The organism is Flavobacterium terrisoli, assembly GCF_030167905.1.
In the GTDB taxonomy this organism is placed as follows: domain Bacteria; phylum Bacteroidota; class Bacteroidia; order Flavobacteriales; family Flavobacteriaceae; genus Flavobacterium; species Flavobacterium terrisoli.
Genome location: NZ_JARGNA010000004.1, coordinates 13,877 through 29,748 on the forward strand (window position 1 = coordinate 13,877; position 15,872 = coordinate 29,748).

General features: G+C 38.8%; 9 protein-coding genes. 7 read left to right on the forward strand and 2 right to left on the reverse strand.

Features of this window, described 5'->3' with window-relative positions; translation table 11 throughout:
* Window positions 1–6: 6 nt before the first annotated feature.
* From bglX to P1K33_RS05945, 4 genes are all read left to right on the forward strand, one after another.
* A complete protein-coding gene (gene bglX / locus P1K33_RS05930) occupies window positions 7–2,307 on the forward strand; it encodes a beta-glucosidase BglX (protein ID WP_284651987.1) in 2,301 nt (766 codons plus the stop codon).
* Window positions 2,308–2,402: 95 nt separating this feature from the next.
* Window positions 2,403–4,502, forward strand: a complete 2,100-nt coding sequence (locus P1K33_RS05935; RefSeq protein WP_284651988.1) for a glycoside hydrolase family 97 protein — start codon at window positions 2,403–2,405, stop codon at window positions 4,500–4,502.
* Between the two features lie 10 nt (window positions 4,503–4,512).
* Window positions 4,513–6,270 (forward strand): family 43 glycosylhydrolase, encoded by a 1,758-nt coding sequence (locus P1K33_RS05940; RefSeq protein WP_284651989.1) that lies wholly within the window; start codon window positions 4,513–4,515, stop codon window positions 6,268–6,270.
* Between the two features lie 228 nt (window positions 6,271–6,498).
* Window positions 6,499–7,935 (forward strand): MFS transporter, encoded by a 1,437-nt coding sequence (locus tag P1K33_RS05945; RefSeq protein WP_284651990.1) that lies wholly within the window; start codon window positions 6,499–6,501, stop codon window positions 7,933–7,935.
* Between the two features lie 92 nt (window positions 7,936–8,027).
* Here P1K33_RS05945 and P1K33_RS05950 read toward each other — a convergent pair whose 3' ends face one another.
* Entirely contained in the window at window positions 8,028–8,621 is a 594-nt protein-coding gene (locus P1K33_RS05950) for a hypothetical protein (RefSeq protein WP_284651991.1), read from the reverse strand.
* 273 nt (window positions 8,622–8,894) lie between these two features.
* Between P1K33_RS05950 and P1K33_RS05955 the strand changes: the two genes are divergently transcribed.
* Entirely contained in the window at window positions 8,895–10,070 is a 1,176-nt protein-coding gene (locus P1K33_RS05955) for a M28 family peptidase (RefSeq protein WP_284651992.1), read from the forward strand.
* Between the two features lie 25 nt (window positions 10,071–10,095).
* The gene (locus P1K33_RS05960; RefSeq protein ID WP_284651993.1) at window positions 10,096–11,277 is read left to right on the forward strand and encodes a M28 family peptidase; all 1,182 of its coding nucleotides are present in this window, start codon (window positions 10,096–10,098) and stop codon (window positions 11,275–11,277) included.
* Window positions 11,278–11,305: 28 nt separating this feature from the next.
* Here P1K33_RS05960 and uvrA read toward each other — a convergent pair whose 3' ends face one another.
* On the reverse strand, window positions 11,306–14,095 hold the full coding sequence (gene uvrA / locus P1K33_RS05965; protein WP_284652298.1) for an excinuclease ABC subunit UvrA: 2,790 nt from the start codon (window positions 14,093–14,095) through the stop codon (window positions 11,306–11,308).
* A gap of 403 nt (window positions 14,096–14,498) precedes the next feature.
* On the opposite strand from uvrA, the gene P1K33_RS05970 reads away from it, so the two are divergent.
* Window positions 14,499–15,848 carry a T9SS type A sorting domain-containing protein gene (locus P1K33_RS05970; RefSeq protein WP_284651994.1) on the forward strand — a complete coding sequence of 450 codons (1,350 nt, stop codon included), beginning with the start codon at window positions 14,499–14,501 and terminating at the stop codon, window positions 15,846–15,848.
* Window positions 15,849–15,872: the final 24 nt, after the last annotated feature.

Consider the following 15,872-nt stretch of genomic DNA (forward strand, 5'->3'; position numbering starts at 1 on the left):
GCACGAATGAGACTTTATAGAAACCTGATATTATCGTTTTTACTAATTACTTCTGTAGCTCTGGCGCAAAAGAAAACGCCTAAAGTGGCTATTGCTCCAAAGGAAATTTTTGTTTCCGATTTATTGTCCAAAATGACTTTGGAGGAGAAAATCGGGCAGCTGAATTTGCCAACCTCAGGTGATATAACTACCGGTCAGGCAAACAGTTCCAATATTGCCAGAAAAATTGAAGAAGGAAAAGTCGGCGGATTGTTCAATATTAAATCCGTTCAGAAAATAAAAGAAGTTCAAAAGATTGCCGTTGAAAAAAGCCGCTTAAAAATCCCATTGCTTTTTGGGATGGATGTCATTCACGGATACGAAACCACATTCCCAATTCCACTTGGATTATCATGCACCTGGGATATGAATTTAATTAAAAAAAGTGCTCAGATTGCCGCTCAGGAATCCAGTGCCGATGGTATCACCTGGACATTCTCACCGATGGTCGATATCTCGCGCGATCCGCGATGGGGAAGGATTTCTGAAGGTTCCGGAGAAGATCCGTATCTCGGAAGTCAAATAGCCAAAGCAATGGTTCATGGTTACCAGGGCGATGATTTGAGTAAAAACAATACCATTTTGTCGTGTGTTAAGCACTTTGCGTTGTATGGCGCACCCGAAGGAGGAAGAGATTACAATACGGTCGACATGAGTAAAATCAGGATGTACAACGATTATCTTCCGCCTTATAAAGCCGCAGTTGATGCCGGTGCAGGTTCGGTAATGGCCTCGTTTAACGAAATTGATGGCATTCCGGCAACGGGAAACAAATGGTTGCTGACAGACTTACTCAGAAAACAATGGGGTTTTAAAGGTTTTGTAGTAACCGATTACACAGGAATCAACGAAATGACCGAACATGGATTGGGTGATTTGCAGACGGTTTCTGCCTTGGCCTTGAATGCCGGCGTAGAAATGGATATGGTAGGTGAAGGCTTTTTGTTGACCTTAAAAAAATCTGTAGACGAAGGAAAAGTGACGATTCAGCAAATTGACAACGCAGTCCGATTGATTTTAAATGCTAAATACGATTTGGGTTTGTTTCACGATCCCTTCAGATATTGCGATGTTAATCGCCCTAAAACTGAAATATTTACTTCCTCCAATAGGAGTGAAGCCCGAAAAATAGCGTCCCAGTCATTGGTTTTATTAAAAAATGAAAACCAGATATTACCCCTAAAGAAATCAGGAACAATAGCGCTTATTGGTCCATTGGCAGACGCCAAAGAAAATATGGCAGGAACTTGGAGTGTGGCAACCAAACAGGAAAATTCCGTTTCACTACTGGATGGTCTAAAATCTGTGGTTGGGGTTTCTGCCAAAATATTATTCGCCAAAGGCAGCAATCTCGACTATGATGCTGTCTTTGAGGAAAAAGCTACAATGTTTGGCAAAACACTGCACAGGGACAAAAGAACCAACGAAGAGTTGCTTTCTGAAGCGCTCAAAGCCGCTAACCAATCGGATGTGATTATTGCTGCATTGGGCGAATCTGCCGAAATGAGTGGCGAATCCAGCAGCCGAACCAATCTGGAAATTCCACAAGCACAAAAAGATTTGCTCAGGGAATTATTAAAAACTGGAAAACCGGTCGTTTTGGTTTTGTTTGACGGTCGCCCATTGGTGATTACAGATGAAAATCAAACCGTTCCGGCCATTTTAAATGTTTGGTTTCCCGGTAGTGAAGCCGGTTATGCCATCGCCGATGTCCTGTTCGGAAACGAAAATCCATCGGGTAAGCTAACCACGACTTTCCCCAGAAGCGTTGGGCAACTACCGATTTACTACGCAGCCAAAAACACCGGAAGACCATTAGGAAACAAAGAAGGAAAATTCGAGAAATTTAAATCTAATTATTTAGACGAAAGAAACGAGCCTTTATTTCCATTTGGTTTTGGCTTGAGTTATACCACTTTTGAGTATGCCAATCTGAAATTGTCTTCGGCCAAAATGAGATCAGGTGAAACCATTAAAGCGACGGTAGATATTACCAACACCGGGAATTTTGACGGTAAGGAAGTCGTTCAGCTCTATATCAGGGATTTGGTTGGTTCTGTAACCAGACCGATAAAAGAACTAAAAGGTTTTCAGAAAATCGATATTAAAAAAGGCGAGAAGCAAACCGTCACTTTTGAAATCTCTGTTGAAGATTTAAAGTTTTACAATTCTGATTTACAGTTTGTTGCAGAGCCCGGAGAATTTGAAGTTTTTATCGGAACCAATTCCGATACGACAAATAAAATAAAATTTGATTTGGTTAATTAGTTTTATATGCACTTCGAGGAAAACCCTTTAGTCATTAGCTGAAGGGTTTTTTTAAAAGTGGCAAGTTATTTCTATCTTTATCAAAAATATACCTTATGAGAAATTTGTTAATCATCACTTTACTTTTGTTCGCTTTTGGCCTCAATGCACAAACGATTCAATCACCTTCAAAAGAACTCACACTCGATTTTAAATTAACCGAAAAAGGAACGCCTGCTTATGCGTTGACCTATAAAAACAAACCAGTGGTTTTGAAAAGTCTTTTGGGAATTTATCTCAAAGCCGATACCGATTTGGCGTCCAATTTTAAAATAGATAACGTTAAAATTGCTACTTTCAATGAAATATGGAAACCGGTTCTGGGTGAGCAATCTAACATTGTAAATCATTATAATGAATTGACCGTTGCCTTGTCCCAAATGGGAACCAACAGAAAGATGAATATCATCTTCAAAGTATATGATGAAGGCATGGCTTTTCGCTATGAATTTCCAAAGCAGGCTAACCTGAATTACTTTATCATATCCGATGAGAAGTCGGAATTTAACTTGGCCGGAAACCACAAAACATTCTGGATTCCTGGTGATTTTGACAGCCAGGAATATGCTTATAACGAAACTTTATTATCCGAAATCAATACTGATAAAATCGATTTAAATAACGGAATCGGTTTAAAATCTATTGCCGGAAAACATGTGGTACAATCGCCATTAATGATGAAAACTGCCGATAATTTGTACCTCAATATTTTTGAAGCAGCTGTTGTGAATTATCCAATAATGCACTTGGATTTAAATCCGGCTACCAATGCTTTGGTTTCCCGTTTGGTGCCCAATGCTATTGGTGACAAGGCCTATTTGCAAGCGCCATGTGTTTCACCTTGGCGTACAGTTATAGTCAGCGATGATGCCCGAGATATTGTAGGTTCCAAAATGATTTTAAACCTAAATGAGCCATCGAAAATTGCCGATACTTCCTGGATTAAACCAATGAAGTATGTTGGCATCTGGTGGGAAATGCACGTTGGGAAATCAACCTGGGATTATGCCGGAAGTCAAAATGCCCAAAATACGGAATCAAGAGAATTAATCGCCAGTGGCAAACACGGCGCAACGACAGCCAATACCAAAAGATACATAGATTTTGCGGCCAAACACGGTTTCGATGGTGTTTTAGTCGAAGGTTGGAATGCGGGTTGGGAAGATTGGTTTGGTAACTGGAAAGAAGAGGTTTTCGATTTTACAACACCATATCCTGATTATAATTTGGCTGAAATCAATGCGTATGCCAAATCTAAAGGCGTTAAGATGATTATGCACCACGAAACTTCGGGCTCGGTGGCGAATTATGAAAGACATTTGGACAGGGCGCTAAACCTGATGAAAGAATATGGTTATCCTGCAGCCAAATCGGGTTATGTGGGCAGAATTATTCCGCGTGGTGAATTCCATGATGGACAAACCATGGTGAATCATTTCAACTTTGTTGCCAGAAGATTTGCCGATTATAAAATGATGGTCAACTCACACGAAAGTTCACGCCCTACAGGTTACAGCAGAACGTATCCAAATTATATCGCAGCTGAAGCGGCTCGTGGAAATGAGTTCAATGCCTGGAGTAACGGAAATCCGCCAATGCATGAAACGATTTTACCATTCACCAGATTATTAGGCGGACCAATGGATTATACACCGGGAATTTTTGAAGTAAAAATGAATATTTATGACAAAACCAAAACCGCTCAGGTTCATACCACTTTGGCAAAGCAATTGGCCTTATATTTAACCATGTATTCACCATTACAAATGGCAGCCGATTTACCGGAAAATTACGAGAAATATCCTGATGCATTCCAGTTTATCAAAGACGTAGCCGTGGATTGGCAGGAATCAAAATATTTGGAAGCCGAACCGGGAGATTATTTGACTGTTGCCCGTAAGGACAAAAAATCAGAAAATTGGTTTTTAGGCGCTATTACGGATGAAAATCCTAGAAACACCGAAATCAAACTGGATTTTCTTTCACCCAATAAAAAATACAAAGCCATCATTTACCAAGATGGTAAAACCGCACATTGGGAGAAAAATCCAATCAACTATGAAATCAAAACGATGACCGTGACTTCCAAAACCAAGCTGAAACTAGTCTTGGCTGCCGGTGGCGGAACCGCTATCAGTTTTATGCCAATCAATTAAACTTACTTTTATGAAACATCGGATTGCCTTATTGTTCCTGTTATTGTGTTCTAATTTTGGAATCGCCCAACAAAAAACGTATTGCAATCCGATTAATATTGATTATGGTTATTGCCCGATTCCTAATTTTGTTACACAAGGGAAACACAGAGCAACAGCCGATCCGGTAATCACTTTCTTCAAAGGAGAATATTATCTTTTTTCCACCAATCAATGGGGTTATTGGCACAGCAAAGACCTATCGGATTGGAAGTTTATTTCCAAGAAGTTCCTTCGCCCCGAACACAAAGTCTATGACGAATTGTGCGCACCATCGTTGTCTTTTGTCAATGATACTTTGCTGGTTGTTGGTTCAACTCATGGCAAAGAATTTCCGCTTTGGATGAGCACGAATCCGGCAAAAGGCGAGTGGAAGGAACTGATCCACAAATCGGAAGCGGCCGCTTGGGATCCGCAGATTTTTTGGGACAAAGAAAAAGACGAAGTCTATGAATATTACGGTTCGAGTAATTTGTATCCGTTGTATGGCATGAAACTCAACCGCAAAACTTTCCAGCCTGAAGGTGAACGCATTCCGGTTTTAGCATTAAATGATGACGAACACGGTTGGGAGCGCTTTGGCGAACACAACGACAATACTTTTCTACAGCCGTTTACCGAAGGTGCCTTTATGACCAAACACAACGGTAAATATTATCTGCAATACGGTGCGCCGGGAACCGAATTCAGTGGTTATGCCGATGGCGTTTACGTAGGCAACAATCCACTTGGACCATTTGAATACCAATCCCACAATCCGTTTTCGTATAAACCCGGAGGATTTGCCCGCGGTGCCGGACATGGCGCGACTTTTACCGATGCCAACAATCAGTATTGGCATATTTCTACGATTGGCGTTTGTGTGAAAAACAATTTCGAACGCCGTTTGGGGATTTGGCCAGCCGGATTTGATAAGGACGATATTTTGTATTCGAATACGGCGTATGGTGATTATCCAACGTTTTTGCCTGCGGAAAATAAAGGTCATTTGAGCGAAAGCTTTGCCGGTTGGATGCTGTTGAATTACAACAAGCCCGTTCAGGTTTCCTCAACGCTTGGTGGCTTTCAGGCGAATCTTTCGGTGGATGAAGACATCAAAACCTATTGGTCAGCCAAAACGGCCAATAAAGGCGAATACCTGATTTCTGATTTGGGCGAAAAGAGTACCATCAATGCCATTCAAATCAACTATGGTGATCAGGATGCTGAGATTATGGGCAAACCCGAAACGACAACTGGTCACAAATACATCATCTATACGTCCAACGACGGTAAAAGTTGGAAAGTCCTGATTGACAAAAGCAAAAGCACCAAAGATGTGCCGCATGAGTATATCGAATTGCAATCGCCGGCATCGGCACGTTATTTAAAACTGGAGAATATCAGCATGCCAACGGGTAAATTTGCGATTAGTGGTTTTAGGGTTTTTGGGAAAGGAAGCGGAGAAAAACCCGGTGAAGTCAAAGGATTTGTGCCTTTGCGTTCCGGACCAAAAGTAAAAGGCGAGCGCAGAAATGTGTGGTTCAAATGGCAACAAGAACAAAATGCGGACGGTTATGTGATTTACTTTGGTAAATCGCCGGATAAATTATACGGATCGATTATGGTGTATGGCAAAACCGAATACTACTTTAACGGTTTGGATAAATCGGATGTTTACTATTTCCAAATCGAAGCTTTCAACAATAATGGCATCGGGCCCAAAAGCGAAATCAAAAAAGCGGATTAGTTTTCAGTTATCAACAAGCGCAAACGTTGTAATTTTTTGAAAAATCCGCAAAAATGACTTTAAGAAAACGATTTCGTTAATAACTAATTTTACGGCTATCATTAGTGTTTTACTTATAAATGTATATTTATCCAATCAACTCCTCGTTAATTTGTGGATATGATAATTTATCGACTTTATTTTTACACAAACAGTAACTATTAACAACCAAACCAAAAACAATAATTTATGAGTACACAAAATCTAAAGACCAATTGGGCACAGTTTATTCCACTAGTCACCGTATTTTTCTTCTGGGGATTTGTTGCCGCGAGTAACGATATCTTAATTCCCGTTTTCAAAAAAGCATTTGACTTAACCCAAGGTGAAAGCCAGTTGGTTTCAGTGGCATTTTACGTGGCATACACCGTAGGTTCTATTATTTATATGATTATTTCTTATCTGACCAAAGGCGATTTGATTAACAGAATTGGGTATAAAAATTCCCTAGCACTAGGTCTTGTCATTTCAGCCTTAGGGACTTTATTGTTTTATCCTGCGGCAAATACAGGTTCGTTTCCCTTAATGCTTTCCGGATTATTCATTGTTGCGCTTGGCTTTTCCTTGCAGCAAACGGTGGCGAATCCATTGGCGATTGCGCTTGGACCAATAACTACCGGTTCACAGCGTTTGACCATGGCCGGAGGAATCAATAACCTTGGAACGACGATTGGACCACTGATTGTAAGCTTTGCCATCTTTGGTTCGGCTACTTCAGGAAATACTGAAATGAGCATTGAAAGTGTAAAAACACCTTATTTGGTTCTTGGTGCTGCTTTCTTATTAGTGGCGGTCTTATTGAAATTCTCTTCCATTCCCGATAAACCTGCTGCGGTAGTTGAAGTGGAAGGCGAAGACAACAATGTGAGAAGTTCGGCTTTGAAATATCCCCAATTGATTTTGGGTATGATTGGTATCTTTGTTTATGTTGGAGTAGAAGTATCAACGGCAAGTAATCTACCGGCTTACATGGAAAAAAACTTAGGCTTTTTGACCAAAGATATCGCACCGTTTATTTCATTGTATTGGGCGAGTTTGATGATTGGCCGTTGGACCGGAGCAGTTGAAGCTTTCACTGATAATATGAGCACCCAAAAGATATTGCGTTTCATTGCGCCTTATTTGGCTTTTGGAGTTTTCCTGGCGGTAAATAAATTCATGAATCACGATTTGACACCGTTTTATGTGTATGCCTTAATCATTTTGGTATTGATTGCTGCGGATATGGCGAGCAAAGGAAACCCAGCGAGAATGTTATTGATTTTCTCTGTTTTAGGTATTGCGGCTTTATTAGTCGGGATGGCAACAGACGGTATGGTGAGTGTTTATGCGTTTACCAGCGTTGGTTTATTCTGTAGTACACTTTGGCCTTGTATCTTTACTTTAGCCATTAGCGGTTTAGGAAAACATACGAGTCAGGGAAGTAGCTTCTTAATCATGATGATTATGGGTGGTGGAATTGTGAGTTGGTTACAAGGTTATGTAGCCGATGTTACAACCATTCATGCCAGTTACATTGTTGGAGTGCTTTGTTTTGCTTATTTGGCTTTCTATGCCTGGAAAGTTACCGGAATATTAAAAAGTCAGGGAATTGACTTTGACAAAAAAATAAGCGGGGGGCATTAATTGTATTTGAATTTAGTTATATATCAAAAACCCCGCATCGTGTAAACTTTGCGGGGTTTTCTTCATCAAAACCTAACCAAAACAACTAACTTTTATTTTTTATCTTCAATCTTGGCTTTTGTGCCATCTTGTTTGTAGTAGTAATAATCATCATCGTCATCATTTCCTTGACTGTTTCCGGCATAATCATAATCATAGTTGCTATGATATACAAAACCTTGATTTCTGCCTCCTTTGACACTTCCAAACATTTCTACAATATCACCTCTACGGTTGTATACAATTTGCATTCCACCAATTTGTGTTAAAGCATATCTGTTGTATCTCATGTAAACCGTTCCAATTCGGCTTACTCTGTCTCGGCTGTCGTAGTTGATAAAAGTATTACCTACACGTCTTACTCTACCAAAACTATCATGCTCAATTCGGGTGCCATAGTTTACCGGTCTTCTTGCGGCTATAGTTTTTGCTCCTCTTTTTCCGGCAGTTCGGTAAAAATAATCACCTTCACTGTCTTGTGGACGGGTATTAAAATCAAAGTCTCCATTTGGAAAAACAAAAAACTCAATGCCTCTTTCCACAAATGAGATTGGCTCATCAAAGCTATATCTCGTTCTTACTTCTGTTGCATTCACTACGTTTCCAACCAGTAAAACGGTAGCTACTAAAAGTGTAATTTTTTTCATAATCAATACAATTTGAGTTTTGCTTACTCTTGCGATTTTCAGCTTCTTCGAACAGTAATTGTTGCTGTTGTTTGGTATATTTCAATCCACGTGCCAAAACCCGTAACTAAATTCTTAAGGTTTGATTAAGAAGAACTAATGGCCAGATTGATAAGCATTTATATTAACGTCACAGCTTGAATTTTAATTTACCATGCTATAAAAATGTTTAAAATTTTAGTACATTTGCTGACGAATTTGCAAACTAAACATCATAATTTTATTAAAATATCAATGAAAAACCTGCTATTTTCATTATGTGCTTTGTTTCTATTGGCTGAAGGATACAGTCAGACTTATATTCCTTATTATGGAACTATTGTTGACCAAGTGTCGGAAGCTAACGTGCTGAATAATTTAACCGAATTTGAAGCCTTGGGAGTCAAACGAAAAGGAACGGCACCTTTGCAAAATACACTCAATTGGCTCAAAGCGGAATATTTGTCTTATGGTTATACCGCAGCGCAAATGCAGGAATATAGCTTTACCAATGGTAATTCAACTTGTAAAAATTTAGTGGTAACCAAAGTGGGAACAGTGCATCCCAACACTTTTGTTATCATCTGCGGACATTATGATACCATTACCGGTACAGGAACAAATGACAATGGAAGCGGCGTAGTTACTATTTTTGAAGTGGCACGCTTACTCCAAAATATCCCAACAGAATATTCGATAAAATTCATCAATTTCAGTGGCGAAGAAGACGGATTGGTTGGAAGCCAAAATTTTGTTTCTTCAGTGGTGAATGCGACTTCGCCAAAAATGGACATCCGTTTGGTTTTTAATATTGACGAAGTTGGAGGAAGATCTACGATGGTAAACGATACGGTTACCTGTGAAAGAGATACCGGCAGCCCAACATCCAACAATGCTGCTTCAAATACCTTTACAAACGAGTTAATCAATTGTGTTGAGCTTTATTCACCGTTGAATACTTTTTTGTCTTATGCCTATGCTTCGGATTATATGCCATTTGAGGAAAACAATGAAATTATCACCGGTTTTTTTGAAAAAAACCAAACGCCGCATCGCCATACAGCCAATGACTTATTAGTCAATATGGATCCGGAATATGTTTATAATGTAGCCAAAGCCGCGACAGGTGCCATGCTTCATTTTGCAATCGCATCAACTACTCTTGCCTCTAGTGATTTTAATAATGATAATCAAGTAAGCTTTTATCCAAGTCCGGCCAAGGATGTTTTGAATATTAATTTAGGGACTTTAACCGATACACATTATTCCTTTTCAATGATTGATTTACAAGGAAAAGTGGTTTTGAATAAGCAAGTGGAAAACGCCAGCTTAATTGAGCCAATCTCAGTAAGTGGATTAACCAAAGGTATGTATCTTGCCGTGTTGGAAACAGCAGGAAAGAGAATCACCAAGAAAATAGTTGTTGAATAATTTTCCCAATTTAAAACTAATTACAATGAAAAACCGATTGGGACTTATAGCACTATTCTTTTTGTCTTTGACTGCAGCTTATTCACAAGAATTTATTCCGGGTTATGCAGCCGTGGTCAATCAAACCACTCAGGCCAATATTACAGCCAGACTGACAGAATTCCAAAATTTAGGAGTCAAACGAAGAGGAACAGCCCCATTGCAAAATACTCTGGAATGGTTAAAAAGCCAATACTTGAGCTATGGTTATACCGCTTCTCAAATGGTGGAAGATTCTTATTCGTATTCCGGCTTTACTTGTAAAAATCTTGTGCTGACCAAAGTTGGTACGCTTTATCCCAACACTTATGTGATTGTTTGTGGACATTATGATACCATTTCCGGAACCGGAACCAATGACAACGGGAGCGGAACAGCTATTATATTGGAAATTGCCCGTTTGTTGCAAAATATTCCAACTGAGTATTCCATAAAATTTATCAATTTCAGTGGTGAAGAAGATGGCTTGAGAGGAAGCCAGCATTATGTTACGTCTGTTGTCAATGGAACAACACCTAAAATGGACATCCGTGTGGTGTTTAATATTGATGAAGTTGGTGGTGTTGCCGGAGAAACTAATGACACTATCACCTGTGATGTTGATGAATCGTCTCCAACGTCCAATAATGCAGCATCAGTTACTGTTACGAATGAATTGGCGGCTTGTGTCGCTTTATATTCACCCTTAAATACCTGGATTAATTTTGCCGACGCGACCGATTATATTCCTTTTGAAAACAATGGCGAAGTCATCACCGGTTTTTATGAAACCAATATTTCATCCCATCCGCATACGCCAACGGATAACTTGGCCAATATGGATCAGGAGTATTGTTTTAATGTTTGCAAGGCCGCAATAGGAGCGACGATGCATTTTGCCGTTGCCGTCGTAGGTACATTAGAAAACAATTCGTTTAACGAAGAAAATCAAGTTAGTTTTTTTCCAAATCCTACCAAGAACTTTTTGAGTATAAACAAAGGAAATCTAACCGATACCGATTATACATTTTCGATAATGGACATTCATGGTAAAACGATTTTGAGTGAGCCTTTTACGCATGCCACTTTAATTGAATCCATAGATGTGAGTAAATTAAGTTCGGGTGTTTATTTAGGTGTTTTGGAAACAACAACCAATCGCATTACTAAGAAAATTATAATAGAATAAAAAAAGCCTTCCAATCGGAAGGCTTTTTTTATAGTTTATCTTTCAGATACTCAGCGGTAATTGATTTTTTGTTCTTTATAATCTCTTCAGGAGTTCCAACAGCGAGCAGTTGACCGCCATTTTCACCGCCTTCCGGTCCCAAATCAATAATCCAGTCGGCACACTTAATCAAATCCAGATTGTGTTCAATCACGATGATGGAATGTCCTTTTTCGATTAAGGCATCGAAAGAAGCCAATAATTTTTTGATATCGTGGAAATGCAGACCTGTTGTAGGTTCGTCAAAGACAAACAACGCTTTTTCCTTGGTCATGCCTTTGACTAAAAACGAAGCCAATTTGATGCGCTGTGCTTCACCACCGGAAAGCGTTGACGATGATTGGCCCAATTGTACATAACCCAAACCAACATCCTGTAATGGTTGCAATTTCTGTATAATTTTGTTTTGTTTGTGTTCGGCAAAGAAAGCAATCGAATCGTCGATGGTCATTGTTAGGATGTCATCAATGTTTTTGCCTTCAAAAGTTACTTCCAAAACTTCTTTTTTGAAGCGTTTTCCGCCACAAGTATCGCAAGGCAACGACACATCGGCCATAAAGACCATTTCCACATTGATGGAACCTTCGCCTTTACAGGTTTCGCAACGTCCGCCGTCAACATTAAAAGAGAAATGCTTCGCCTGATAGCCACGTACTTTCGACAATTTTTCTTTGGCATACAAATCACGAATATCGTCATAAGCTTTGATATAAGTCACCGGATTGGAACGTGAACTTCTTCCGATAGGATTTTGGTCCACATATTCAATGTGCTTGATATGCGAAAAGCTACCGGTTAATTCACTGAACTGTCCGGCTTTGTCTCCAATGCCTTCCAGTTTCTTTTGCATAGCCGGAAACAATATTTTTTTGACCAATGTACTTTTTCCGCTACCGGAAACACCGGTGATTACGGTTAAACTTTCCAAAGGAAAAGCAACATCAACGTTTTGCAGGTTGTTTTCTCTTGCACCTTTTATTTCGATAAAGTTATTCGACTTTCTGCGTTTTTTTGGCACAGCAATTTCCAGTTCTCCGTTTAAATATTTTGCGGTAAGAGAATCAGCCTTTAGGATTTCATCAAAAGTGCCTTCAGCAACCAATTCACCACCAAAAGTTCCGGCTTCCGGACCAATATCGATAATTCTGTCGGCTGCTTTCATAATATCTTCGTCATGTTCAACAACGATAACCGTATTGCCTAAATCACGTAGGTTTTTCAATACTTTGATTAAGCGCTCTGTATCTTTTGGATGTAAACCAATACTCGGTTCGTCCAAAATATACATCGAACCTACTAAACTGCTTCCCAATGAAGTTGCCAGGTTAATACGCTGGGATTCTCCACCCGAAAGTGTGGCTGAATTTCTGTTTAACGTCAGATAATCCAAACCAACATCGCTCAGGAAAGCCAACCGGTTGTTGATTTCTATCAAAAGTCTTTTGGCTACTTTGGCATCATATTCAGAGAGTGCAAGTTCTGTAAAGAATGGAATTAAGCGCTTAATAGACATATCCACCAATTCAGAAATGGTTTTACCGCCAACGGTGATATAATTGGCTTCTTTGCGCAATCTTTTCCCTTTACAGGTGCTGCATTTTGTTTTGCCGCGATAACGCGATAACATCACGCGATTTTGGATTTTATAATTTTTCTCTTCGAGTTCTCTGAAGAAATCATCCAAACCTGTAAAATAACTGTTGCCTTTCCAGATTAGATCTTTCTGTTCATCAGTTAACTCAAAATAAGGTTTGTGTATTGGGAAATCAAATTTATAGGCATTGTTGACCAATTGGTCTCGGTACCAGCTCATACTTTCGCCACGCCAAGGGAAAATAGTATTCTCATAAACCGAAAGCGAAGTATTCGGAACTACTAATTCTTCATCTATTCCAATAATGTTGCCATAACCTTCACAGGTTGGACACGCACCATAAGGATTGTTGAAGCTGAATAAATGTATGTTGGGTTCTAAAAATGTAATGCCATCGAGTTCAAAATTGGCACTAAATTCCAGACGTTTTTTGGTGTCCAATTCCTGAAGATAACAAACGCCTTTGCCTTCGAAGAATGCTGTCTGAATAGCATCAGCCAAGCGGTTATAGAAATCCTCTTCGTCCTTTACTACGATTCTGTCAATGATTAAAAGAATGTCTTTATTGTCTAACGAATGTTGGTCAATTTCATCCAAACGCACCATTTCATTACTAACCAAAATACGGGCAAAACCTTGTTGGAGCAATACTTTTAGCTTGTCTTCCAATTGTCTGCCTTCTTCCAGATGGATAGGGGAAAGGAGTAACCATTTACTGTCTAAATCAAATTGTTTTACTGCATTGACTACATCTGAAACCGTATCTTTCTTGACTTCGTTACCTGAAATCGGTGAAAAGGTCTTTCCGATTCGGGCAAAAAGCAGTTTTAAGTAATCATAGATTTCGGTAGAAGTTCCAACGGTTGATCGGGCATTGGTTGTGTTTACTTTTTGCTCAATCGCAATTGCAGGTGCAATTCCTTTGATGTATTCCACTTTAGGCTTGTCTAATCTGCCTAAAAACTGACGCGCATAAGAAGATAGGCTTTCTACATAACGGCGTTGTCCTTCAGCATAAAGTGTGTCAAAGGCCAAACTTGATTTTCCGGAGCCTGACAAACCAGTGATTACGACTAATTCATTACGCGGTATTGCAACGTCCAGATTTTTTAGATTATGAATCTGTGCGCCTTTAATCAGGATGTTTTTTTTAGGTTCTAGCGTAGCAATTTCTGTACTTTTCATAGCAAAAAAGGGAATGTCCGCAAAGTTAATCATTTCCGATGCGATTTGGTAACAAACTTATTCAGGAATTTATGTGAGATAGACACTTTTATAGGTTTTAAAATGATAAAAAAAATGTTCTATTTTTATTGGAAATGTTTTTTTAGCGTTAATTTTTTAAAAAAATAACTATTTTATTGTTGAGTAAATTCTTCTTTTAATTAAATTCACCACAACATGACCACAACATTTTGTTTTTTTAACAGTTTTATCATTGTCTTTTTAATTCACTATAATTACCTTTAATACCTCATATTTCAAACGATTGAGAAAGATTTGTAGTTGTATAGTTTTTATATAGTAAGGCAAATAATCAATATCGGTAAGTTATGATAAATTTGAAATGAACTTAAAAACAAATATTATGAAAAAAATTACTTTATTATTTATCTTAATAATCTCCGCATTAGGGAATGCCCAGCAGGTAGTGGTTCAAAATTTTGAGACACCGGCTTCGTATGTCTTCAATGGTTTTGAAGGTTTGGCCAGTGCGAGCATTGATGTTGATCCGGCTCCGGGTGGTACAAGACTTAATAATCTGAAATTGGTTAGTCAGTCTACCGGAAATCCTTGGCAGGGAGCAGAGGTTATTCAGCAAACTACATTCTTAAAATTGACAACCGATAAAACGGTTTCTGTTGATGTATATGCTACACAAGCCTTTACAATGTTGGGGAAAGTTGAATCAGGTACAGGCCCTATTTCTGCGGCTTCACAGTCCTATACAACGCCAAATACATGGCAAACCTTAACATTCACCTTTACACAATCATTAGATGGTACTGGTGTTGCTAACGGGAATTATCAAAAAATTGTATTTTTTCCAAACTGGAAAGCGACCAATGATGGTTTCAATCCTCCTGGAAATTTCACAGTTTATGTAGACAATATCACCAGTGAAGCAGCTTCAATTACGCCACCGGCAGAACCGGCTACTGCGGCACCAACACCACCGGCCAGACCAGCTGCTGATGTAAAATCAATATTTAGTAATGCATACACACCTATCTCTGTTATTGGCTACACAGGAGATGATAATACTTATAACAATTCATGGTGTGGTGGTAATACTACATTGGTGCAAATTGCAGGCAACGATACGCACAAAGTAACCAACTTAGGATGTGAAGGAGTAACTTTTTTAGCTGGTAGATTTGATGCTACGACTTTTACTCATTTCCATATGGATATTTGGACAGAAACTCCAACACTTGATAAAAGTTTTAATGTTAAATTTTCAAACTGGAATGGCGGAGCAGGAGAAGCCAATGCTATAGATTATTCTATCAATAACTCAAACTTTTTGACCAATCCAAATCCGGGAACTTGGATTTCTGTAGATATTCCTCTAGATAGTTTTACACCTATCAATGGTGCTGCCAGAAACGATGTAGTGCAATTCGTGATTACTTCTGATTTGGGAATAGTTTACTATGACAATTTATATTTACATAAAAATACTTTAGGAACACCTGATTTTATAGCTTCTAACGTTAAATTTTACCCTAACCCGGCTACAAATGTTTTAAATATTGAGTCAGACTTGAACATTGAAAAAGTTTCTATTTACAATGTTTTGGGTCAGGAAGTTGTTGTAAAAACGCCAAATAGCGAGTTGGTAACTTTAGATGTCGCTAATTTACAAAGCGGTGTTTATATTGTAAAAGCAACTATTGAAGGAAAAGTTACTTCATCTAGATTAGTTAAAGAGTAAGTTAATTATTTTCAACAAAAAGCA